Below are 23,003 nucleotides of genomic sequence, written 5' to 3'. Positions count from 1 at the left end.
GGGCGAGGTCACGGCGACCGGCCCGGAGTCGGCTCATTGCCGTCCCCGCACGCCCCGCTGCCCGGCGCGGCGGCGCGTACGCGCCTTCCCGGCGGGCCCCTTCACTCCGGCCGGCGCGCTCGGGCCCCCGGGCCGGGCGGGGCCGCCCGGCCCGGGGGAGGCGGCCCCTGCGGCGGGAACGACGGAGTCCGGGCCGGCCGGGCCCACCTCCTGCGGGATGCCGCCCGGCACGCCCTCCGGGTCGCCGTCCCGGATGGCGTCCCGGACCTCACCCGGCTCGTCGGCTCCCTTCGTCCCGCGGGTGATCACCCCGGCGTCCGTCCTGGTGTCCGTCCCGGTGACGGCGGCCGGGGGCTCGGCGCGTCCGCGGCGCTCGCCGCGCAGGCAGCGGCGCAGGGGCTCCGGGTCCATGCCGTCGTTGCAGGCGCGGTGCAGGAGCTGTGCGAAGAGGTACTCGGGGTCGGCGGTCAGTGCCTGGCTCAGGGCGACCCGCGCATCAGGGTGGTCTCCCATGGACCACGCCACCCAGCCGGCGAGGGTGAGCGGCGCGGCCGCGTGCTCGGTGTACGGCGGCACGCAGCGCCGGGCGAGGGCCCGCCAGAGGCGCAGCACCGCCGCGGCCCGCGGCCCCTCCATCCATTCCGCCGCCCGGTCACGGGTGACGCGGTCCTGCAGGCCGAGGATGATCGCGGCCGCCTCGTCGCAGGCGAGGAGCGCGTCGTCCCGGGCATCGGCCTCCGGCGGCGCGGCGAGCGGCGGCGCCACGCGGAACCGCTCCACGACCAGGTCCGCGAGGTCCAGCGTCTCGCGGCGCAGCATCTCGCCGTCCGTGCCGCCCAGAATGCGGGGAATGAGGTCGGCGGCCGCGGCGTCGAGGGCGGACTCCTGCTCCCGGCCGCGTTCGCCCTCGAGCGGGGCGTACCGGGCCTCCATCTCACGCAGCGTCCCGCGCACCTGGATCCCCGCGTAGGCGGCGGCCGCCGCCATCACCGAGGTGCCGGGAAGGGCCAGGAGGGTGCCCTCGGCCGGGCAGCAGCGCTCGTCGGGGCAGCAGTAGGACCAGAACCGGCCGTCGGACAGGCACAGCGCTTCGTACACCGGCACGTCGAGCCCTCCGCAGGCCAGGCGCAGGCTCTGGGCGAGCGGACGAAGGCGCTCCATCACCTCGCGCCCGCTTTCCCCCGTCCTGGGGTCCTGGCACAGGAACAGGACGATGCCGTCGGGGCGGGCGCCCCGCTTGACGCACCCGGCGACGAGGGTCTCGGCGAGCTGGTCGCTGACCTCGGGCCACTCCTCGCTGTTGCGCGGAATGCCGAGCCTGAGGCGGCCGCCGAAGCGGCCGCGTTCGCCGTGCAGCGCCAGCAGGACCACGCTGTCGGTCGGATGAAACCCCATCAGGTAGGGCAGGGCGTCGGCCAGTTCACCCGGGCTGCGGAGGGTGATCTGCGTTTCGGACCTGGCGTCCCAGGCAGGGGACGGGGCGGCGGGCGAGACGGACGGGCGGGCTGATTCATCACGCTGTGTCATGGCCCGAGAGTCCCGTGGATCCGCCCGGGCCCGCCAGGCCTGTGGATAACTCCGGAATGATGATCCGATCGCCCCTGTGGACAATGCCGCCTCCCGGGTTTTCCACAGGTCGCGGCCGCCCATTCGCGCTTTGTCAGTGCCCTCGTGTTGCATGGGGGCATGACCAACGAAGCCCTCCGCACCTCGGCGGACCACGTCCTCGCCCGTCTCGTCGGGGACACCACGGGCACGGCGAAGCTGCGCGAGGACCAGTGGCGCGCGATCGAGGCCCTCGTCGCCGACCGGCGCCGGGCGCTGGTCGTCCAGCGCACCGGCTGGGGCAAGTCGGCGGTGTACTTCGTCGCCACCGCGCTGCTGCGCGAGCGCGGCAGCGGTCCCACGGTGATCGTCTCCCCGCTCCTCGCGCTCATGCGCAACCAGGTGGAGGCGGCCGCGCGCGCGGGCATCCACGCGCGCACGATCAACTCCTCCAACACCGAGGAGTGGGACACGGTCCAGGCCGAGGTCGCCGCGGGCGAGGTCGACGTGCTGCTGGTGAGCCCCGAGCGGCTCAACAATCCCGACTTCCGCGACCAGGTCCTGCCCAAGCTGGCCGCCGCCACCGGTCTCCTGGTCGTCGACGAGGCGCACTGCATCTCCGACTGGGGCCATGACTTCCGGCCCGACTACCGCCGGCTGCGCACGATGCTGGCCGACCTGCCGCCGGGCGTGCCCGTGCTCGCCACGACCGCCACGGCCAACGCGCGTGTCACGGCCGACGTCGCCGAGCAGCTGGGGACGGGCGAGGGCGCGGAGCAGGCGCTGGTCCTGCGTGGGCCGCTGGACCGGGAGAGCCTCAGCCTGAGCGTGCTGAGCCTGCCCGACGCCGCCCACCGGCTGGCCTGGCTCGCCGACCATCTGGACGACCTGCCGGGCTCCGGCATCATCTACACCCTGACCGTCGCCGCGGCCGAGGAGGTCACGGCGTTCCTGCGCCGGCGCGGGCACGTCGTGGCCCCGTACACCGGCAAGACGGAGAACGCCGACCGTCAGCAGGCCGAGGAGGACCTCCTCGCCAACCGGGTCAAGGCGCTCGTGGCGACGTCCGCGCTGGGCATGGGGTTCGACAAGCCGGACCTCGGTTTCGTGGTCCACCTCGGCTCGCCCTCCTCCCCCATCGCCTACTACCAGCAGGTGGGCCGGGCGGGCCGTGGCGTGCGGCACGCCGAGGTGCTGCTGCTGCCGGGCCGCGAGGACGAGGCGATCTGGAAGTACTTCGCCTCGCTGGCCTTCCCGCCGGAGGAGCAGGTCCGCCGCACGCTGGACGTGCTGGCCGCCGCGGACCGGCCCCTGTCCCTGCCCGCCCTGGAGCCGCAGGTGGAGCTGCGCCGCTCGCGCCTGGAGACCATGCTCAAGGTCCTCGACGTCGACGGCGCGGTGCACCGGGTGCGCGGCGGCTGGACGGCGACGGGCGCGCCGTGGGTCTACGACGCCGAGCGGTACGCCTGGGTCGCCCGGCAGCGCGAGGCCGAGCAGCAGGCGATGCGCGAGTACGCCACGACCACGCGATGCCGTATGGAGTTCCTGCGGCGGCAGCTTGACGACGAGCAGGCGGTTCCCTGCGGGCGGTGCGACAACTGCGCGGCGCCCCGGTTCACCGCCGAGGTGTCCTCCGGGTCGCTGGACGCCTCCCGGGGAGAGCTGGGCCGTCCGGGCGTGGAGGTGGAGCCGCGGCGGATGTGGCCGACCGGCATGCCCGCGGTGGGCGTGGATCTCAAGGGCCGCATTCCCGCCGGCGAACAGGCCGCTCCCGGCCGGGCGCTCGGGCGGCTTTCGGACATCGGCTGGGGCAACCGCCTGCGGCCCCTGCTGGCACCGCAGGCACCGGATGCAGATGTTCCGGATGACGTCGCGGACGCCGTGGTGACCGTGCTCGCCGACTGGGCGCGCGGGCCCGGTGGTTGGGCGTCGGGAGCGCCCGACGCGCCGGCCCGCCCGGTGGGCGTCGTCACCATCGCCTCCCGCACCCGGCCACGGCTGATCCGCTCCCTCGGCGAACGCATCGCCTCGGTCGGCCGTATGCCGCTCCTGGGCACCGTCGAGTACGGGGACCGGGATGCCGACACCCGCGCGCCGCGCAGCAACAGCGCCCAGCGTCTGAGGGCGTTGGACGGAGCCCTGACCGTTCCTCCCGCCCTCGCTCAAGCGCTGGCCTCGGCCAACGGGCCGGTGCTGCTGGTGGACGACCTGGCCGACACCGGCTGGACGCTCGCGGTGGCCGCCCGCATGCTGCGACGCTGTGGTGCGCCGGAGGTGTTTCCGCTGGTCCTGGCCGTACAGGGGTGAGATGGGGCGGGGTGTGCCCGAGGCCGGGGCGGAATGCGGAGGAGTGACCGTCGGATACCGGTCAGTGGCGCCAATCGATCGTTGCCGCAGGGCCGGTGGTGCCGGGAGAATCGAAGCGGCTCCCCGCTCACGCCCGTCGCCGGCCCGCCGGGACCGCCATCGCGGCACACGCCCCGCATGACCTCCAGCCCCGCGCCGTGGGCGTGCAGACGAAGGGAGAATCATGGCCCTCGGCTTCGCCCCACCGCTGTCCGCCGATTCCGCTTCCCGTCTGGGCAGGCTGCTCGAACCCGCCGAATGGGCCGCGTCCGGCATTCCGCTGCTGTGCAATCCGCGCGAAGTGGTCGCCGGCCTGTGCGACCGTCACCTGCCGGCGCCGTCCACGGCGGTCGTCGCGGTCCTCCATCCGGACGAACGACTCGCGGCGAGTGCCTCCTTCGTCCGCCGGACCGGACCCGCCGACGGCTGGGAGCTGCGCAACGCGCTCCTCTCCCAGCTCCGCCGGGTCATCCCGCACGACCTGCGCAGACGGTCCCCGGTCCGCACGGCCGTCCTGCTCTACTGCCGCGAGGGCGAGGCCCATTGGACCGAGGAGGACGGCGCATGGATGTGGGGACTGCGCGACGCCTGCACCCTGCACGGGCTGCGCTGCGGCGCGTACATCACCCTCACCACCGCCGGCTGGCGGATCCTCGGCGAGGGTCGCAGTGGGCGTCAGCCGCGCTCGCCCGTCCTCCCCTCCCCGCGCACCGGTTCCGGCGGCGGGGTGAGCGAGGCGTACCGCCGCGCGGCCGCACGGTGAGGGACACGGCGGCCGGGCAGCCCCGTACGGGACGGCCGGCCACCGGAACCACCCGTCAGACGCTTGCGGCCAGGAGGGTGTTGACCCGCTCGGGGTCACCGCAGACGATCAGCAGCGCGCCGGCGCGGGACATCGCCGCGGGCAGCGCGCCGGCCACCGCGGCGTCCGTGCCGCCGTTGACGGCCACGACCACGACCGGGCGCGGGCGGGCCCGCTCCGCGTCGGCGGCCGCGTAGAAGACGTCGTCGCCGGCGTCGTGCTGCGCCCAGTAGGACGCTTCACCGAAGGACAGCTCGTGCGCCGCCCACGGGTGGGCGTCGCCGGTCGTGAGCACCAGCACCTCGCTGGGCGCCCGGCCGGTGTCGAGCAGCAGGTCGACGGCCTCGTCCGCAGCGTCCAGGGCACCGTCGACGGACGCGGGTATCAGCTGGATCTGCGGGGTGGGCTCCGCCGCGCGGGGCGGGCCGGGGCGGGGCCGGCACCGGGCCACGCGGGGCGGGACCGGGCCGGGGGCCGGGCGGGGACCAGGAACAGGGCGGGGGTCGGCGCGGTACGGCCGGGGGCCGGAACTGCGCGGGGACCCGGGACACTCTCGTGAATCTGAGGCTCCTCGGGGATGAGAGGCATGAGTCGATATTTATCAAACGCCGGTGCGAGTCGCGTCGGCGGGTGGCGTTTTGGGCCACTCAGAAGTCGAAGCCGAGCTGGCCACCGGCCTCCAAAGCCATGCTGTCGGGGGTGATGCGCACCCTCTTGAGATGCTGCCACTTCGGCAGCGCGTCCAAATAGGCCCAGGACAACCGGTGGTACGGGGTCGGGCCCAGTTCCTCCAGAGCGGCGCGGTGCACCGGGGACGGGTATCCGGCGTTGTCCCCGAATGCGAAGTCCGCGTGGACCGCACCCAGTTCCGCCATCATCGCGTCGCGCCGGACCTTGGCGATCACGGAGGCCGCCGCGACGGCCACACAGGACTGGTCGCCCTTGATGACCGTACGGACCCTCCAGGGATCACCGAGGTAGTCGTGCTTGCCGTCGAGGATCACCGCGTCGGGCCGCACGGGCAGGGCCTCCAGCGCACGGGTCGCGGCCAGCCGCAGCGCCGCCGTCATGCCCAGCTCGTCGATCTCCCCCGGGGAGGCTTCGCCGAGGGCGTAGGCGGTGACCCAGCTCTCCAGGGTCGCGGCGAGAGCGGTGCGTCGCTTGAGGGTCAGCAGCTTGGAGTCGGTGAGACCCTCCGGCGGGCGGCGGAGGCCGGTGACGGCGGCGCACACGGTGACCGGACCGGCCCAGGCCCCTCGGCCGACCTCGTCCACACCGGCGACGATCTTTGCTCCGGTCGTCGCTCGGAGAGAGCGCTCGACGCTGTGGGTAGGCGGTTGGTAGGGCATGGCGCCAGTAAGGTTACGCCCCTGGCGCCGGGCTGTCCCGCCCCCCGCCCCACTCCTCGTTCCCCGACCGCCCTCCGGTCAGCGCGGGCCGTCGGGCAGCCAGGCGGGGAGCGCCTCGGTGTCGCGCAGCCAGCTCTCCGGCGGAGCGCCCCGTTCCGCGGCGGCGACCACGCCGCAGGCGATGGCGGACGTGGTGTCCACGTCACCGCCGGCCCGCGCCGTCGTCCAGAACGCCTTCTCGAACGAGCCGAGATGCCGGGCCGCCGCCCACAGCGCGAACGGCACCGTGTCATGGGCGCTGGTACGGCGCCCGCAGCCCAGCACGGCGGCCACCGTGGTCACGTCCGCGTAGTCGAGCATGTCGCGGGCGCGGCGCAGCCCGGCGTGGACCGCGCTGCGGGGCACCAGCGCGATCACGCCGTCCAGCAGCGCCTCGGGGGCGACGGTCCGGGAGGGGTCTCCCGCGATGGCCGCCGCCGCGGCCACCGCCATGGTCCCGGCCACGGCCTCGCGGTGCTGGTGGGTGGTGTAGGCGGAGATTTCGGCCTGGTGCGTCGCCTGCTCGGGGTCGTCCGCGTACCAGGCGCCCAGCGGGGCGATGCGCATGGCGGCGCCGTTGCCCCAGGACCCCTGCCCCTTGAAGAGCCCGGCGGCCAGCTCGCGCCAGTCGCCGCCCTCCCTGACCAGGCGCAGCATCCGGTTGACCGCCGGACCGTAGCCGCGGTCGAAGTCGTGGCGCTCGGCGAAGGACCGCGCGAGGGCGTCCTGGTCGATGCGGCCGTGCTCGGCGAGGACGGCCAGCACGGAGCAGGCCATCTCGGTGTCGTCGGTCCAGCGCCACGGGGCCGGCGGCAGCTCGTGGCGCTTGAGCGACGGATAGTTGGCGGGGACGAAGAACTGGGAGCCGAGGGCGTCACCCACGGCCAGCCCTCGCAGGCTCGCGAGGGCTCGGTGGAATCGGTCAGCGGTCATCGCAGCGAACTCTAACCGGTGAAGCCATACGATTCAGGGGTGCACCAGCGCTCGAACGGCCGGTCAAGGTGATAGCGGCCGTCCGACCCGAGCACCAGCATCCGTGTCTCGGCGTTGCCGGGGTTCGACAGCGACTCGAACTCGGCGACGCTCCAGTGCAGCCACCTCATGCAGAACAGCCGCATGGTGAGACCGTGGGTGACCAGGAGAACGTTCGGCGGATGGCCGGGGTCGTCGAAGCTGCGCCACAGACTCTCCAGGAAAGCACCCACCCGGTCGTACACATCGGCACCCGACTCGCCCTGGGCGAAGCGGTAGAAGAAGTGGCCGTAGGCGTCGCGGTAGGCCTTCTGGCGGCGGACGTCGTCGCGGTCCTGCCAGTTTCCCCAGTCCTGCTCACGCAGCCGCGGCTCCTCGCGGACCCGGATGCGGCGCGGGTCGAGCGCCAGCGCCTGGAGGGTCTGGTGGGCGCGCCGGTACGGCGAGACGTAGACGGAGACCTCCTCGTCCCCGAAGAGCTCCCGCAGCCGGACTCCCGCCTCCTCGGCCTGCTTGCGGCCGGCCTCCGTCAGGCTCAGGGCGTGGTCCGGCTCCCGTTCGTACACCGTGTCGTCGATGTTTCCCTCCGACTCTCCGTGCCGGATGAGGACGATGCGCCGGGGCCGTGACATGCAGCCACCCTAATTCGAACGGAGGGCGGGCGCCTCACGCCCCCGACCCCGCGGCGTCGGCCTCGTACCCGCCACGGTCCTCGAAGGCGGCGAGGACCGCCCCGGAGATCACACCGTCCAGGACTGCTCTATCTTCACCACGTCACCGGTAATCGCCGCGACATCGGCCTCGGTCTGCGCGCGCAGGCCGAGGCGCTCGACCCGGTCGGCCCGGTACTTGCCGTGTTCGGCCTCGGAGTTCCACAGGGACAGCACCAGGAACTCCTGACCCGGCGCCTCCCCGAACACGCCCCGCAGCATTCCCGGGGATCCGGCCATCGCCGGATTCCATACCTTCTCCTGCATGAGCGTGAAGTGCTCCACGCGCTCCTCGCGGATCCGGCAGTGGGCGAACCGCACCACGTCCGCGTCCGCGAACTGTGGCTGAAAACCGACCTTCACGTCGAAGCGATGCTCGAAGAGCCGCACCTGGATGTCCGTGTACGTGCCGACCTGCGCGGCCGCCAGTCTGTCGTGCGAACGCGCCATGAAGGAGTCGTAGAAGGCCCGGTTCTCCCAGAAGCCGAAGAGATGGACGACGTCAGGGCGGGCCCTGCTCCAGCCGCCGCCCTGCCCCCGGAATCCGGGCTCGCCCAGGAGTCCCGCCCACTTTCGCTGCCCCCGCTCGAAGCCCCGGCGGTCCACCACGGTGCAGCGAATCCACTTGACCAGCACCGACCCATCGTACGGCCCCGGCAGTGGCCTGGGTCACGTACCCGAGGAGTACACCCGGGAGGACGGTCGGAAACAGGGCAGTCGGAACAAGGCGGTCGGAACGGTCGCGACCGCACGCCCGGTCAGAGATCAAGCAGCTCCGCGAGGGTGCCGCCGAGGACGCGATCACGCAGCGCGCCCGGCCTGGTCACGCGTTCGACGGTGGCCCGGGCGAGGGACGGGTCGCCGTAGGGCGCGTCCGAGCCGAACATCGTGCGGTCGGGTACCTCGTTGATCGCCAGCCGGACCGCGAAGATGACGCCGGCCGTCGACAGTTCCAGGAACAGGTTCGGGGTCTCCCGGGCCAGCTCGATGGCCGTCAGCCAGTTCAGACCGCCGAGTTGGCTGATCACCACGGGGACGGCCGGGTGGCGGCGCGCGAGTCCGGCGAGAGTCGCCAGGTCTCCCGCCGTGGTCGGCGCGAACCCGTGCACGACGACCGGCAACCCGCCGTGATCGGCGGCCGCCCGCAGAACGGGCTCGATCCGACCGGCCCCGTCCGGTGGCGGGGTCAGCTCACCGATGCCGCGAAAACCCCGGCCGACGACCTCCCGCTCGACCTCCGCCGCGATCTGTTCGGCCGACTGGTCCAGGCGGACCTTGCCGAAGCCGATGAAGCGATCGGGATACGCGGCGCACGCCGCTGCGAGTTCCTGCTGGGCGGCCTGGTGGGCGTCCAGATCGCCGGACTGCCCGCTGACCGTCTTGTGCAGCACGCGCATCTCCCGCCGGAACGAGGCCGGATCGGTGGCCCGCTCGGGGTGCGGCCGGGTGCCGAAGAGCACCGCGCGGTCGACTCCCGCCTCGTCCAGCAGAGCGATGTGACGGTGCACGGGGTCGTGGACATGGCTGTGCGCGTCGATGATCAACGAATTTCCCCTGTTCAGGAGCGGTGACGGCGGCGGAATGCCGCCGCCGGTCCCATCGTTGAAGGTTGACACCATGGCAAGGTCAAGTTCGGGGGAGAAGCAGTGCTGATCGGGCAGCTGGCCAAACGAACCGGGACGAGCGAGCGCTTGCTCCGCTACTACGAAAGCGTCGGCCTTCTCGCCTCGATCCGTCATGCCAACGGATACCGCGACTACGACGACGCCGCCGAGCAGAGAGTCCGGCAGATCCGCGCCCTCTTGGCGGCCGGGCTGTCCACCAGCCTGATCCGGCAGGTGCTGCCCTGTTCCGTCGCGGACGGCTCGCTGCGTCCCTGCCCAGGGGTGCTGGACAAGCTCCGCGCCCAGCTCACCCGTCTCGATCAGCGGGCGGACGAACTCGCGCAGGCTCGTGTCACCCTGCAGCGCACCATCGCGGCAGCCGAGCACGCCGAATAGCCGCGCGGCCGGTGCCGGCAGTGCCGCGCCGACTGCGCGGCAGCCACGGGCCCCCTACGCAGAAGTGAGGTGCCGGCGAAACCGCCGACACCTCACTCCGGGCTCCGAGCGCCTAAAGCTCCGAGCACCTAACTCTCATGCCCGCCCAGGGCTCGCACTCAGCTGCAGCCGCTGGTGGAGCCGCAGCCCTCGCACAGGTAGCAGCTGCCCGCGCGGCGCATCTTGGTGCCGCAGGAGAAGCACAGCGGTGCGTCGGCGTTCAGGCCCAGCTGCATCTCCACGAGCTCGGTGGAGTTGTGGACCTGCTTGGGGGCCGGTGCGGCGGCCGCCGGCTGGGCCGGGACCTCCGGCTTCGCGGGCTCGACGTGGCGCGGGGCCGACTGGGCGAGACCCTCGACGTCGACCTCCTCGTCGGCCTGCTCGTACGAACCGGTGTCCAGGTGGCGCTGACGCTCCTCGGCGGAGTGGATGCCCAGGGCGGAGCGGGTCTCGAAGGGCAGGAAGTCGAGCGCCAGGCGGCGGAAGATGTAGTCGACGATCGACTGCGCCATCCGCACGTCCGGGTCGTCCGTCATGCCGGCCGGCTCGAAGCGCATGTTGGTGAACTTCGAGACGTAGGTCTCCAGCGGCACGCCGTACTGCAGGCCCACCGACACGGCGATCGAGAAGGCGTCCATCATGCCCGCGAGGGTCGAACCCTGCTTGGACATCTTCAGGAAGACCTCGCCGAGACCGTCGTCCGGGTAGGAGTTGGCGGTCATGTAGCCCTCGGCGCCACCCACCGTGAAGGAGGTGGTGATGCCCGGGCGGCCCTTGGGGAGGCGCTTGCGGACCGGGCGGTACTCGACGACCTTCTCCGCGACGGCGGGGGCGGCCACGGGAGCCTTGGCCTCCTCCTTCTCCTTCTTCTTGGCGGAGAGCGGCTGGCCGACCTTGCAGTTGTCGCGGTAGATCGCGAGGGCCTTCAGGCCCATCTTCCAGCCCTCGAAGTAGACCTCCTCGACCTCCTCGACGGTGGCCGACTCGGGCAGGTTCACGGTCTTGGAGATCGCGCCCGAGAGGAACGGCTGCGCGGCGGCCATCATGCGCACGTGGCCCATGGCGGAGATCGCGCGCTCGCCCATGGCGCAGTCGAAGACCTCGTAGTGCTCGGGCTTCAGGCCCGGGGCGTCGATCACGTTGCCGTGCTCGGCGATGTGGGCGACGACCGCCTCGACCTGCTCCGGCTGGTAGCCCAGACGCTTGAGCGCCTTGGGGACCGTGTTGTTCACGATCTGCATGGAGCCGCCGCCGACGAGCTTCTTGAACTTCACCAGCGCCAGGTCCGGCTCGACGCCCGTGGTGTCGCAGTCCATCATCAGGCCGATGGTGCCGGTGGGGGCCAGCACGGAGGCCTGGGCGTTGCGGAAGCCGTTCTTCTCGCCGAGGCGGATCACGTCCTGCCAGGCCTCGGTCGCGGCGGCCCAGACGGGGGTGTCCAGGTCGTCCATGCGCCGGGCGGAGGTGTTGGCGTCGGCGTGCTGCTTCATGACGCGCTGGTGGGCGTCGGCGTTGCGGGCGTAGCCGTCGTACGGGCCGACGACCGCGGCCAGCTCGGCGGAGCGCCGGTAGGACGTGCCGGTCATCAGCGAGGTGATCGCGCCGGCCAGGGCGCGGCCGCCGTCGCTGTCGTAGGCGTGGCCGGTGGCCATGAGCAGGGCGCCGAGGTTGGCGTAGCCGATGCCCAGCTGGCGGAAGGCGCGGGTGGTCTCGCCGATCTTCTCGGTCGGGAAGTCGGCGAAGCAGATGGAGATGTCCATCGCCGTGATGACCAGCTCGACGACCTTGGCGAAGCGCTCGGCGTCGAACGACTGGTTGCCGTTGTCGTCGCGGAGGAACTTCATGAGGTTGAGGGAGGCGAGGTTGCACGAGGAGTTGTCCAGGTGCATGTACTCGCTGCAGGGGTTGGACGCGGTGATCCGGCCCGACTCCGGCGAGGTGTGCCAGTGGTTGATCGTGTCGTCGTACTGGATGCCCGGGTCGGCGCAGGCCCAGGCGGCCTCGGCCATCTTGCGGAAGAGGCCCTTGGCGTCGATCTCCTCGATGACCTCACCGGTCATCCGGGCGCGCAGCCCGAACTTCGAGCCGGTCTCGACGGCCTTCATGAACTCGTCGTTGACGCGGACGGAGTTGTTGGCGTTCTGGTACTGGACGGACGTGATGTCGTCGCCGCCCAGGTCCATGTCGAAGCCGGCGTCGCGCAGGGCGCGGACCTTCTCCTCCTCCTTCACCTTGGTGTCGATGAAGGCCTCGACGTCGGGGTGGTCGACGTCGAGGACGACCATCTTGGCCGCGCGGCGGGTGGCGCCGCCCGACTTGATCGTTCCGGCGGAGGCGTCGGCGCCGCGCATGAAGGAGACGGGACCGGAGGCGTTGCCGCCGGAGGACAGGAGCTCCTTGGAGGAGCGGATGCGGGAGAGGTTAAGGCCGGCGCCGGAACCGCCCTTGAAGATCATCCCCTCTTCCTTGTACCAGTCGAGGATGGACTCCATGGAGTCGTCGACGGAGAGGATGAAGCAGGCGGAGACCTGCTGCGGCTGCTTGGTGCCGACGTTGAACCAGACCGGCGAGTTGAAGCTGAAGACCTGGTGCAGCAGGGCGTAGGTCAGCTCGTGCTCGAAGATCTCGGCGTCCGCCGGGGAGGCGAAGTACCCGTGCTCCTCACCGGCCTTGCGGTAGGTGAGGACGACGCGGTCGATCAGCTGGCGGAGGCTGGCCTCACGCTCAGGGGAGCCGGTGGCACCGCGGAAGTACTTGCTGGTGACGATGTTGACCGCGTTCACCGACCAGAAGTCGGGGAACTCGACGCCACGCTGCTCGAAGTTGATCGAGCCGTCGCGCCAGTTGGTCATGACGACGTCCCGACGCTCCCAGACCACCTCGTCGTACGGGTGTACGCCGGGGGTGGTGTGGACGCGTTCGATCCGCAGCCCCTTGCCGCCCTTGTTTCCCTTGGAGCGGGAACCTCGCGCGGAGCCGCTCGTCGTCTCGGTCATGCCGCCTCCCTCTTCGGGCAAAACGCCCTAATGCGCCTAATTCTTCCGGGGCGCGATGTGTTCTGTCACCCGGCCGCGCTCAGCGCGCCGGGTAGGTCTTGATGGGTCGCCGCTAGTCGGCGGCCGGGGTGGGCGCGGGAACCGCGCCGTCCGCGGCACGGCCGGCCGCGACCGGCACGGAACCGTCGCCGGTGCCGTCGTCCAGGCCGGCGCGGAGCTCCGCGACCGCGGCCTCGAAGTCCTCGAGCGAGTCGAACGCCTGGTAGACGGACGCGAAGCGCAGATAGGCGACGAGGTCCAGGTCCTTGAGCGGTCCGAGTATGGCGAGCCCGACGTCGTGCGTGGAGAGCTCGGCGCTGCCCGTGGCGCGCACCGCCTCCTCGACCCGCTGGCCGAGCTGGGCCAGGGCGTCCTCGGTGACCGGGCGCCCCTGGCATGCCTTGCGCACTCCGGAGATCACCTTGGTGCGGCTGAAGGGCTCGGTGACCCCGCTCCGCTTGATGACCATGAGCGACGCGGTCTCCACGGTGGTGAACCGGCGGGAGCAGTCGGGGCACTGGCGGCGTCTGCGGATCGAACAGCCGTCATCGGTGGTCCGGCTGTCGACCACTCGACTGTCGGGGTGCCTGCAGAAGGGGCAGTGCATCGCTCTCCACCCTCCTTCACCCTCGAGGAACCTCGAAATAACGTCCAAAAGCGCTGACGAACGCCGCCGAATGCCGATGATCATCGACAAATGCCGACACATGCGTACGCCTCAGGCTCCGGCGGTCCCCCTCAGGAGGTCTCACCGGGCAGCCCCCAGCATAGGCGATGGACACCACTGGCGATGACCAGGAGGGGGCACCGACCACAACTTATGGGTAGCCGTCGCCATCAAAGCACTAGATCTGGTGCCGAGCGGCCAACCGACGCCCAGCGTGTCGCATGCCGGCGAGGCGGGAGGCGCGCCCACGCGCGAGGCCCGGGGGCGGGCCGAAGGCGTGCGGGTGACACACTGGACCCATGGCGCGGCGAGCCCGCGCGGCGCCGTCCGGCGGGGCCCGAATCGGCTAATGTCCGGCTACCGCCCGGCCCGGGAGCACCCGCCACCGGACCGGCGCCGAGCCGTCGGGCACGGGGTCCGATCCCATGGACTTCGTACCGAAGGTTACCGTAATAGGGCGAATTGATCTCCGCTGGTACACCCTCTCCCTAGATCACGTCAGCCGATCCTCGATATTTCACTCGAACGTGTGTTTGGCGCAACCTTTCGAAAGCAACTACCGTTGTCCAGCTAGGGAGAACATCTCGAGAGGGGCCGACGTGACCACCACCGCAGACAGCGCCACCATCACCGCCCAGGACCGCTCCCAGAACCGACTCGACCAGGCACACCCGATGAATGACGCAGCCATGAACGCCGAGGGGCAGAAGCCGGCCCGCTCGCTCCCCGGACGGCCCCCGGGCATCCGGGCCGACAGCTCCGGGCTCACCGACCGGCAGCGCCGCGTGATCGAGGTCATCCGGGATTCCGTCCAGCGCCGTGGATACCCACCTTCCATGCGCGAGATCGGCCAGGCGGTGGGGCTCTCCAGCACCTCGTCCGTCGCCCACCAGCTCATGGCCCTCGAACGGAAAGGCTTCCTCCGCAGGGATCCGCACCGCCCCCGGGCCTACGAGGTCCGCGGCTCCGATCAGCCGAGCACCCAGCCCACCGACACCTCGGGCAAGCCCGCCGCCTCGTACGTTCCCCTGGTCGGCCGCATCGCCGCCGGTGGCCCGATCCTGGCCGAGGAGTCCGTCGAGGACGTCTTCCCCCTCCCCCGCCAACTGGTGGGCGACGGAGAGCTGTTCGTCCTCAAGGTCGTCGGCGACTCCATGATCGAGGCCGCGATCTGCGACGGCGACTGGGTGACGGTACGCCGCCAGCCCGTCGCGGAGAACGGCGACATCGTGGCCGCCATGCTCGACGGCGAGGCCACGGTCAAGCGCTTCAAGCGGGAGGACGGCCACGTCTGGCTTCTCCCGCACAACGCGGCCTACCAGCCGATCCCCGGCGACGACGCCACGATCCTGGGCAAGGTCGTGGCGGTGCTGCGGCGCGTGTGACACCACCCGCCGGAAGACCGGCCCCGGAACCACTGCGCCGGTTCCGGGGCTTTTCTCTGCCCGGGGAGGCCCCTGCCGTCAGCCCGTGACCGGCCCTCGGCCCCCCTCCGCCGGCTAGCGGCCCTCGGCCTTCGCCGCCGTGTCGATGGCGGCCAGCGAGCGCCGGGCCTGATTGCGGTCCGTGGTGTACCAGAAGTCGGGCAGCGAGGCCCGCAGGAAGCTCCCGTAACGGGCGGTGGCCAGGCGGGGGTCCAGCACCGCGACGACGCCCCGGTCCCCCGAGGCCCGTACGAGCCGGCCGGCGCCCTGGGCCATCAGCAGCGCCGCATGCGTCGCGGCGACGGCCATGAAGCCGTTGCCCCCGTGCTCCTCCACAGCCCGCTGCCTGGCGCTCATCAAGGGATCGTCCGGGCGCGGGAACGGCACCCGGTCCATGACGACCAGCTGACAGCTCGGCCCCGGGACGTCGACCCCCTGCCAGAGCGACAGGGTGCCGAACAGGCACGTACGCGGGTCGGCGGCGAAGTTCCGGATGAGCTCGCCCAGCGTCTCCTCGCCCTGCAGCAGGATCGGCACGTCGAGACGTCCGCGCAGCTCCTCGGCGGCCGCCTGCGCGGCCCGCATCGAGGAGAACAGGCCCAGCGTCCGCCCGCCGGCGGCCTCCACCAGCTCCGCCAGCTCGTCGAGCATGTCGCCGCGGGTGCCCTCGCGGCCCGGCTGCGCCAGATGCTTGGCGACGTAGAGGATGCCCTGCTTGGGGTAGTCGAAGGGCGAGCCGACGTCGACGCCCTTCCACTCCGGGAGGTCATCGCCCTCGACGCCCTCGGGGGCCAGCCCCAGGGAGGCGCCGACGCCGTTGAAATCGCCGCCCAGCTTGAGCGTGGCGGAGGTGAGCACCACGGAGCGCTCGTTGAAGAGCTTCTCCCGCAGCAGCCCGGAGACCGACAGCGGCGCGACGCGCAGGGAGGCGCCGAAGCGGTCGTGCCGTTCGTACCAGACGACGTCGTACTCGGAGCCCTCCACGATCCGCTCGGCGACCGCGTGGATGTTCTCCACGGACGCGAGGGCCTGCTTGCGGACCGCGTCCTCGTCCTGGACCGACTTGTCTCGGGTGTTGCCCAGCGCCGAGATGACCGTGCGCGCGGCGTCACGCAGGGACATCAGGCAGTAGCCCAGGTCCTCGGGGATCTCCTCGAGCCGGCCCGGCAGGGCGAGCTCCATCAGCCGCTCGAAGCTCTCGGCCGCGGTCTGCAGGGCGTCGGCCGCCTTCTCGTCCACCAGCTTGGCGGCCCGCCGCACCGCGCGGTTGACCTGGCCGGGGGTGAGCTCGCCGGTGGCGACGCCGGTGACGCGGGAGACCAGCTCATGGGCCTCGTCGACGATCAGCACCTCGTGGCCCGGCAGCACCGGCGCGCCCTCGATCGCGTCGATCGCGAGCAGGGCGTGGTTGGTGACCACGACCTCCGCCAGCTTGGCCCGCTCGCGGGCCGCCTCGGCGAAGCACTCGGCGCCGTACGCGCACTTGGAGGCGCCCAGGCACTCCCGGGAGGTCACGGAGACCTGCGACCAGGCCCGGTCGGAGACGCCGGGGGTGAGATCGTCGCGGTCGCCGGTCTCGGTCTCGTCCGCCCAGTCGCGCAGCCGCAGCAGGTCCTTGCCGAGCTTGCTGGACGGGGCCGCCGCCTCGAAGGGGTCGAACAGCCCCTCCTCCTCGTCCTGCGGCACGCCCTCGTGCAGCCGGTGGAGGCAGAGGTAGTTCGAACGGCCCTTGAGCATGGCGAACTCCGGGCGGCGCCGCAGCAGGGGGTGCAGGGCGTCGACCGTGCGTGGCAGATCGCGCTCGACGAGCTGCCGCTGCAGCGCGAGCGTCGCGGTGGCGACCACCACCCGCTCACCGTGCGCGAGGGCCGGGACCAGATAGCCGAGGGACTTACCGGTGCCGGTGCCCGCCTGCACAAGCAGATGGGAATTGCCGTCGATGGCCGCGGAGACGGCTTCGGCCATCGCGACCTGGCCGGGCCGTTCGGTGCCCCCGACGGCGGAGACGGCCGCGTGCAGCAGTTCGGTGAGAGTAGGCGAGGTGGCAGTCATAGCTCTGTCAGCCTACGGGGCGGCACTGACATCGGGGGCCGAGACGGCCCTCCCGGCACCCGGGAGAGCCCTGGGACCCGGTGGAATCACCGCCCGCCGCCGTCCGGCCACGGTGACGGCCACCCGCTCCGCGTCAGAGGACCGCGCGCAGGGCACGGTCGCGGATCATCACGGCGGCGCGCTTGTCGGGCAGCTGCACCTCGCCGGACAGCCGGAACCCCGCGCCGAGGAACGCGGCGAGGGACGGGGTGTTGCGCAGGTCGGGCTCGCCGACGACCCGGCCGCAGGAGGGCCGGTGATCCAGTACGAGATCGGCGACGGTCCGCAGCAGCAGCGTGCCCAGGCCCCGCCCCCGGTCGGCCACGTTGCCCAGGAGGAAGTGGATCCCGGTGTCGTGCGGCCGGGAGGGGTAGTGGCGGGCGATGGGGTCCAGGTCCGCGCGGTAGACCTCCCAGTAGCTCATGGGGACGCCGCCGAGCACTCCCAGGCAGGGGACGCTCCGGCCGTCCCCGTCCAGCTGTGCCCGCAGATGGCCGGCGATCACGCCGTCCGGGCCGGACAGTCCCCAGAAGGCGGCGACTGCCGGATCGTTCATCCACTGGCCGATCAGCCGGAGGTCGCGCTCGATGCCGACCGGTACGAGCTGGAAGGGGCCCGCTTCCGTGCCGACGGCCCCCCAGCCGGCGACGCCGTCGAGGAGGTCGGGCCTGGGTGGCGGCCCGGCGGCGACCTGACGTTCGTGGGCGAAGAAGTCGATCAGTCCGTCGGTCAGGGGCAGTTCGATCGTGTCGGCGATGTCCGCTCCGGCCGGCCCGGCGAACGGATCGCGCGGCGGATCACAGAGCGGATCACACAGCGGGCCGGACAGCGAACCGGACAACGGATCGGACAGCGGACCGGCCAACAGGTCCGACAGCGGGGCGGTGAGGGGATCGATGAGAGGGCCGGTCAGCACGTCCGGCAGGGGGTCGGTCAACGGGTCGAAGGCAGGAGCGGGGGCGATGCGGCCGTCGTCTCTCTCGGTGCTCATCGGCCCTCACCCCGCCGACGCCGCGAGCGGGTTGGCGACCGTCACGTACACGGACTGCGTGTCCACCGGCCCCACGAGCTCGTCGAGGCCGCGCAGCCTGGTCAGCAGGTTGGCCTTGCACCGCAGGGCGGGCGCCTCGAGGAAGTGCCGGGGAAGCGACGAGCTCGTGGGGGAAGGGCCCGAGAGGGAGTCCTTGAGGAAGCGGCGCAGGGCGGCCAGCAGGACCTCCTCGTCGGCCAGGCGCTGGGCTCCGAAGGCGCCGATCAGCCCGAGGACGTTGTTGATGCCGAGGTAGTAGAAGAACCTTTCGTCGGCGACGGCGTCGGGGACGAAGGTGTCGCTCTCCTCGCCGATCGTGGGCAGCAGCCGGGCGAGCGCGGCGCGGTGGGAGTCCCGGAAGTAGTAGCCCTGGTTGTCGCGGAAGCGTCCGCCGACCGGCCAGCCGTCGGCGTCGAGCAGGACGAGGGTGTTCTGCTGGTGGGCCTCCAGGGCGATGCCCGCCGCTCCGTCGAGCCACAGCAGGGGGCGCACGACCGCGTCCAGGTAGCGCAGGAACCACTCGGCGGCGACGGCTCCCCCGGGCCGGCCCGTGCGGTGGGCGAGCCGGGCGATCGTCCGGGAGAGGCGGGAGCTCACGGCGGGGTGGCCGGCGGTGGTCGCGGTGCCGGGCCAGGGCCGGGGCGAGGTGAGCCCGGCGACGCACACGGCGTCGTCGCCGGGCCCGAAGGGGTTGTGCCGGATGACGACGTCGACGCCGGGAAGCGGGGTGCCGTCGGGGGTGTCGACGGCGAGCCAGGCGGGGTCGCGGACGATGTCGAAGCCGAGGCCGCCGGGGCAGGCCGCCCGCCAGCGCTCGGCGAGGCCGCTGCGCAGCAGCCGGTGCACCTCGACGCCGCGCCGCAGTTCCTTGCGGAGGTTCTCCCGGCGCGAGTTGGTGATGCGCAGGCCGAGGGAGAACTTCAGCATGGCGGGCGCGCCGGGCCGGTGCGCGGTGCGCAGGGAGGAGGTGGGGTACCAGGGTTCGCCGTGGGCGCCGAGGTCGTGCAGCAGTCCGGCGTCGAACAGGCGGGCCGCGTCGGGGCGGTGCCGGATGTCGCGGGCCTGCCAGGGGTGCATGGGCAGGGCGACGGTGTCGTCCGGAAGCGTGAGTTCCAGCCCGTGCCCGGCGATGCGGGCGGCGAGGGTGGGCGCGTCGACGGCGCGGCCCCGTTCGGTCCAGGCGGAGTCGGCGGCCAGTACGGAGCGGTGGACGGCCAGCCAGTGCAGGGGGAAGGCGCCTCGCGTCTCGGGTGAGTAGCCGGTCGCCTCGGCGTCGGAGAGGCCTTCGCGGCTCTTGGGCGTGGGGTGCAGGGGGTGCCCGAGGATCAGGGACTGCTCGCCGTGGAGGAAGAGGTTCCCGTCGTCCGGGTCGGCGGGCCTCGCACGCCGGTCGGCGAGGAAGGCGGCCGTGCGGCGGGCCGAGTCGGCGACCCGGGCGACGAGTTCGGCGCCGCCGTCGGCGGGGGCGTGCCCGGCCTGCGCGGCGCGGTGGGCGGCCTCGCGGCCGAGCAGGGCGGCCAGGGTGACGGCGTCGAAGGCCGGGGCGTCGTCGGGGCCGCCCGTGAGGGTGACCTGGCCGAAGCGGTGCCAGCCGGTGCGGGACCAGTAGCGCACCGGCACGCTCAGCGGGATCCCGGACGCGTTGAGCGGGAGGTAGAGGATGTCGCCGTGGGGGCGGGGGATGTCGTTCTCGCGCACCCAGCAGCGCAGCAGGTTCTCCACGGCCGCCGCGTCGGCGGCCGCGCGGGGGTCGGGGTGGTCCAGCGGGTCGGCGGACGGGTACGGGCCCGGCGCCGGTGGTTCGCCGTGGTGGCCGCCCGGGCGGGGCACCGTGGGGGACGTTCCCTGGCCGGCCGGGGGCGCGTCGGTGGGGCGGGGCGCGTTCATGCGGTGTGCGGCGCGCGGGTGGACGGCGTTCCGGCCGGGGTCGCGGCGCCTGCCTCCTTCGGCGTTCGGGGGGTGGGGATCCGGCGGCCGGTGCGCGAGGCCGCGGCGATGGCGTCGGCGAGGCGGTCGAGGACGGCCTCCGCCTGTTCGTCGGTGATGGTCAGCGGAGGCAGCAGGCGGACCACGGACGCGTGCCGTCCGCCCAGTTCGACGATCAGTCCGCGGCGCAGGCACTCCTGCTGCACGGCGGCGGCCAGCGCGGGTGCGGCGGGCAGCGGCTCGGTCCACGGGCCGGCGCCGGGCGAGCCGGGGACGGTCGGTGCGGAGCCGGAGGCCCCGGACGTGCCGGAAGCGACAGATCCGGAGGCGCTCAAAGCGACGGATCCGGGCGCACCGGGGCCGACCGGGGGGCCCGGCACCGCAGCCTCGGGGTCGACGATCTCGACGCCGAGCATCAGCCCGCGGCCGCGTACCTCGGCCACGCACGCGTGGTCGGCGGCCAGCGGGCGCAGCCGGTCCAGCATGCGCTCGCCGAGTGCGGCGGCCCGCTCGGCGAGGGCGTTCTCCCGGACGTACCGCAGGGTGGCCGTGCCCGCCGCCATGGCCAGCTGGTTGCCCCGGAAGGTGCCGGCGTGGTCGCCGGGCCGCCACACGTCGAGCTCGTCGCGGTAGACGATGACGGCGAGGGGGAGGCTGCCGCCGATGGCCTTGGACAGGACCATCACGTCGGGGACGATCCCGCTGTGTTCGACGCCCCAGAAGGCGCCGGTCCGGCCGACGCCGGTCTGCACCTCGTCGGCGATCAGCGGGATGCCGCGGGCGGCGGTGATCTCGCGCATACGACGCAGCCAGGCGTCGGGGGCGGGAAGCACCCCGCCCTCGCCCTGCACGGGTTCGACGATCATCCCGGCCAGGGCCGGGACTCCGCTGCCGGGATCGTCCAGCAGGCTCTCGGTCCAGCGGGCCGCCAGGCGCTCGCCGGCCTCGCCGCCGGTCGCGTAGGGGCAGCGGTATTCCTGCGGAAACGGCAGTCTGGTCACCCGTACGTCGGGCGCTCCGCCGGAGACGGCCAAGGCGCCGGACGTCATGCCGTGGTAGGCGCCGGTGAAGGCCAGCAGGCCCTCGCGGCCGGTGGCGGTGCGTACGAGCTTGAGCGCGGCCTCCACGGCGTCGGTGCCGGCCGGTCCGCAGAACTGGATGCGGGCGGACTCGGCCAGTCCGGGCGGCAGGGTGGCGAACAGCTCGCTGGTGAAGTCGTCCTTCACCGGGGTGGCCAGGTCCAGGACGTGCAGCGGGGCGCCGGAGTCCAGGACGGAGCGGATGGCCTCGAGCACCACGGGGTGGTTGTGGCCGAGGGCGAGCGTTCCGGCGCCGGAGAGGCAGTCCAGGTAGCGGCGGCCGTCGGCCCCTTCGATCGTCATGCCGCGCGCGCGGACGGGCACGATGGGCAGCGAGCGGGCGTACGTGCGTGCCGCCGATTCGCGCGCCGACTGTCGCCGGAGGATGCCCTCGTGGCCGGCCTGGGCGCCCGCGGACGGTACGGGCGGCGGTAGTTGGGTCAGGGCCACGGCTCGGTTTCCTCCTCCTGCCGCTGAACGACGGTCGTGTGTCCCCCGTACGTACCAACGACGCCGGGAGCTGCGGATCACGGCCGGAACTCAAGATCCTTCACAGCGGAACCATGGACCCACCCGCGCCCGTCTCCCCCGGCACCGGCATAGTGTGGCCCTGCCCCTCGCCGGGGCGGTGCATGACAAGTTCACAACAGTCCGCGCGCAGAGCGGGCATTCGTCCGCAACAGGTACAGATCACAGGGGGAGTCCACTCCATGCCATCGACACGCCGGCCGGCCCTGGCCGCCGCCGCACTCATCGCCTCGTTGGCGCTGACCGCCACCGCGTGCGGCCCGTCCGACGACAAGGCCTCGGGCGGCGACACCAAGCCCAGCGCCGCCGCGAGCCAGAAGGGCGACGACCTCCCCAGCCTTCCGAAGGGAATCCCGAGCAAGGACCTGGAGAAGTGGAAGAAGAAGTGGCAGGACGGGGCCTGGAAGAACTGGGACAAGGACCAGTGGGTCCGTGAGGCCCGCGACTTCATCAACCCCATCATCGAGGGCCACTGGAAGCCCGACACGATGAAGGACGCGCGCTCCAGCGACAAGACGCTCGCCACCCAGGGCGCCCCCGGATCGGTGCCGGGCAGCGGCTCGAGCGACCAGGGCGTCACCGACCCCGAGCCGCGCCCGGTGCAGGCCAAGGCCGTCGACCTGCCGTACCACGACAACGCCGCGCCGGTGGGCAAGGTGTTCTTCGACAGCCCCGAGGGCCACATGGTCTGCTCGGCGACGGTCGTCAAGGACCCGGCACACCCCGGTAAGTCCAACATGGTCTGGACCGCGGGCCACTGCGTGCATGCCGGCAAGAAGGGCGGCTGGTACCGCAACATCGCCTTCGTGCCGTCGTACAACGACAAGGGCCTGCCGGCCGCGCAGGTCAACAGCGCGCCGGTGACGGACGTCGCGCCGTACGGCGTGTGGTGGGCGGACTGGGCGCAGACGTCCGGTCAGTGGATCACCCAGGGCGCCGAGACCGGTGGCGCGGGCGCCCCGTACGACTTCTCCGTCCTGCACGTGAAGTCCGAGAACGGCAACGGCAAGTCCCTGGAGGAGACGGTGGGCAACGCCCTGACCATCGACTTCAGCACCCCGCAGGTGAAGTCCATCCGCAGCATGGGCGCCTGGGGCTACCCGGCCGCGCGGCCCTTCGACGGCCAGAAGATGTACGACTGCATCGACAAGCCGGGCCGTCTGACGATCGAGCCGTCGCAGCCGACCATGTACCGCATCGGCTGCACGATGACCGGTGGTTCCTCCGGCGGCGGCTGGTTCGCCCCCGGCCCCGACGGCAAGGCGGTGCTGGTCTCCAACACCTCGATCGGCCCGGCCAACAGCACCTGGCTGGCCGGCCCGCGCCTGGGCCCGGAGGCGAAGGGCGTCTACGACGCGCTCAGCCAGAAGTTCGCCAACAAGCGCTGACCAAGCGGTAGGTGCACCACGGCGAAGGCCCGC

Annotated in this window: 17 protein-coding genes and 1 pseudogene; 5 read left to right on the top strand and 13 right to left on the bottom strand. The window is 72.5% G+C overall.

Annotation, left to right across the window (positions count from 1 at the left end):
• Window positions 1-33: 33 nt before the first annotated feature.
• Window positions 34-1,527, bottom strand: a complete 1,494-nt coding sequence (locus J1792_RS22320; protein WP_207248037.1) for a DUF4192 domain-containing protein — start codon at window positions 1,525-1,527, stop codon at window positions 34-36.
• Between the two features lie 159 nt (window positions 1,528-1,686).
• Here J1792_RS22320 and J1792_RS22315 point away from each other — a divergent pair, with 159 nt between their 5' ends.
• The gene (locus J1792_RS22315; RefSeq protein ID WP_086572452.1) at window positions 1,687-3,852 is read left to right on the top strand and encodes a RecQ family ATP-dependent DNA helicase; all 2,166 of its coding nucleotides are present in this window, start codon (window positions 1,687-1,689) and stop codon (window positions 3,850-3,852) included.
• 223 nt (window positions 3,853-4,075) lie between these two features.
• Complete coding sequence (locus J1792_RS22310; RefSeq protein ID WP_086572451.1) at window positions 4,076-4,654, top strand: hypothetical protein; 579 nt, start codon at window positions 4,076-4,078, stop codon at window positions 4,652-4,654.
• A gap of 55 nt (window positions 4,655-4,709) precedes the next feature.
• Here J1792_RS22310 and J1792_RS22305 read toward each other — a convergent pair.
• The 6 genes and pseudogenes from J1792_RS22305 to J1792_RS22280 all read right to left on the bottom strand — a co-directional run bounded on the left by J1792_RS22305 (window position 4,710) and on the right by J1792_RS22280 (window position 9,307).
• Window positions 4,710-5,281, bottom strand: a pseudogene (locus J1792_RS22305) (hypothetical protein).
• Window positions 5,282-5,340: 59 nt separating this feature from the next.
• The gene (rnhB, locus tag J1792_RS22300; protein ID WP_086575318.1) at window positions 5,341-6,042 is read right to left on the bottom strand and encodes a ribonuclease HII; all 702 of its coding nucleotides are present in this window, start codon (window positions 6,040-6,042) and stop codon (window positions 5,341-5,343) included.
• A gap of 78 nt (window positions 6,043-6,120) precedes the next feature.
• Window positions 6,121-7,014: an ADP-ribosylglycohydrolase family protein gene (locus tag J1792_RS22295; protein WP_207248036.1), complete on the bottom strand. Its 894-nt coding sequence runs from the start codon at window positions 7,012-7,014 to the stop codon at window positions 6,121-6,123.
• 11 nt (window positions 7,015-7,025) lie between these two features.
• On the bottom strand, window positions 7,026-7,685 hold the full coding sequence (locus J1792_RS22290; protein ID WP_086570166.1) for a histidine phosphatase family protein: 660 nt from the start codon (window positions 7,683-7,685) through the stop codon (window positions 7,026-7,028).
• A 108-nt stretch (window positions 7,686-7,793) separates the two neighbouring features.
• On the bottom strand, window positions 7,794-8,399 hold the full coding sequence (locus J1792_RS22285) for a YdbC family protein (RefSeq protein WP_086570164.1): 606 nt from the start codon (window positions 8,397-8,399) through the stop codon (window positions 7,794-7,796).
• 122 nt (window positions 8,400-8,521) lie between these two features.
• Window positions 8,522-9,307 carry an amidohydrolase family protein gene (locus J1792_RS22280; protein WP_207248035.1) on the bottom strand — a complete coding sequence of 262 codons (786 nt, stop codon included), beginning with the start codon at window positions 9,305-9,307 and terminating at the stop codon, window positions 8,522-8,524.
• A 102-nt stretch (window positions 9,308-9,409) separates the two neighbouring features.
• Here J1792_RS22280 and J1792_RS22275 point away from each other — a divergent pair, with 102 nt between their 5' ends.
• Window positions 9,410-9,763 carry a MerR family transcriptional regulator gene (locus J1792_RS22275; protein WP_086570160.1) on the top strand — a complete coding sequence of 118 codons (354 nt, stop codon included), beginning with the start codon at window positions 9,410-9,412 and terminating at the stop codon, window positions 9,761-9,763.
• Between the two features lie 158 nt (window positions 9,764-9,921).
• On the opposite strand, the gene J1792_RS22270 is transcribed toward J1792_RS22275, so the two are convergent.
• Both J1792_RS22270 and nrdR read right to left on the bottom strand, forming a co-directional pair.
• Window positions 9,922-12,798: a vitamin B12-dependent ribonucleotide reductase gene (locus tag J1792_RS22270; RefSeq protein ID WP_086570158.1), complete on the bottom strand. Its 2,877-nt coding sequence runs from the start codon at window positions 12,796-12,798 to the stop codon at window positions 9,922-9,924.
• A gap of 112 nt (window positions 12,799-12,910) precedes the next feature.
• The gene (nrdR, locus tag J1792_RS22265) at window positions 12,911-13,444 is read right to left on the bottom strand and encodes a transcriptional regulator NrdR (RefSeq protein ID WP_086570156.1); all 534 of its coding nucleotides are present in this window, start codon (window positions 13,442-13,444) and stop codon (window positions 12,911-12,913) included.
• A gap of 659 nt (window positions 13,445-14,103) precedes the next feature.
• On the opposite strand from nrdR, the gene lexA reads away from it, so the two are divergent.
• Window positions 14,104-14,889 carry a transcriptional repressor LexA gene (gene lexA / locus J1792_RS22260; RefSeq protein ID WP_086570154.1) on the top strand — a complete coding sequence of 262 codons (786 nt, stop codon included), beginning with the start codon at window positions 14,104-14,106 and terminating at the stop codon, window positions 14,887-14,889.
• 114 nt (window positions 14,890-15,003) lie between these two features.
• Here lexA and J1792_RS22255 read toward each other — a convergent pair whose 3' ends face one another.
• The 4 genes from J1792_RS22255 to J1792_RS22240 form a co-directional block, all read right to left on the bottom strand.
• Window positions 15,004-16,980 carry an ATP-dependent DNA helicase gene (locus tag J1792_RS22255; protein ID WP_086570152.1) on the bottom strand — a complete coding sequence of 659 codons (1,977 nt, stop codon included), beginning with the start codon at window positions 16,978-16,980 and terminating at the stop codon, window positions 15,004-15,006.
• Between the two features lie 133 nt (window positions 16,981-17,113).
• Window positions 17,114-18,010, bottom strand: coding sequence for a GNAT family N-acetyltransferase (locus tag J1792_RS22250; protein ID WP_086570150.1), 897 nt, complete (start codon window positions 18,008-18,010; stop codon window positions 17,114-17,116).
• Between the two features lie 6 nt (window positions 18,011-18,016).
• Window positions 18,017-19,936: an IucA/IucC family protein gene (locus J1792_RS22245; RefSeq protein WP_207248034.1), complete on the bottom strand. Its 1,920-nt coding sequence runs from the start codon at window positions 19,934-19,936 to the stop codon at window positions 18,017-18,019.
• Window positions 19,933-21,504 (bottom strand): diaminobutyrate--2-oxoglutarate transaminase family protein, encoded by a 1,572-nt coding sequence (locus J1792_RS22240; RefSeq protein WP_207248033.1) that lies wholly within the window; start codon window positions 21,502-21,504, stop codon window positions 19,933-19,935. The genes J1792_RS22245 and J1792_RS22240 overlap by 4 nt, the downstream gene beginning before the upstream one ends.
• 260 nt (window positions 21,505-21,764) lie before the next feature.
• Between J1792_RS22240 and J1792_RS22235 the strand changes: the two genes are divergently transcribed.
• Entirely contained in the window at window positions 21,765-22,970 is a 1,206-nt protein-coding gene (locus J1792_RS22235) for a trypsin-like serine peptidase (RefSeq protein WP_207248032.1), read from the top strand.
• Window positions 22,971-23,003 lie beyond the last annotated feature (33 nt).

Origin of the sequence: Streptomyces triculaminicus, assembly GCF_017349075.1 — a bacterium.
GTDB classification, from domain to species: Bacteria; Actinomycetota; Actinomycetes; order Streptomycetales; family Streptomycetaceae; genus Streptomyces; species Streptomyces triculaminicus.
Note: the sequence above shows the minus strand (reverse complement) of the source record. Positions and strands in the feature narration are given on the sequence as shown.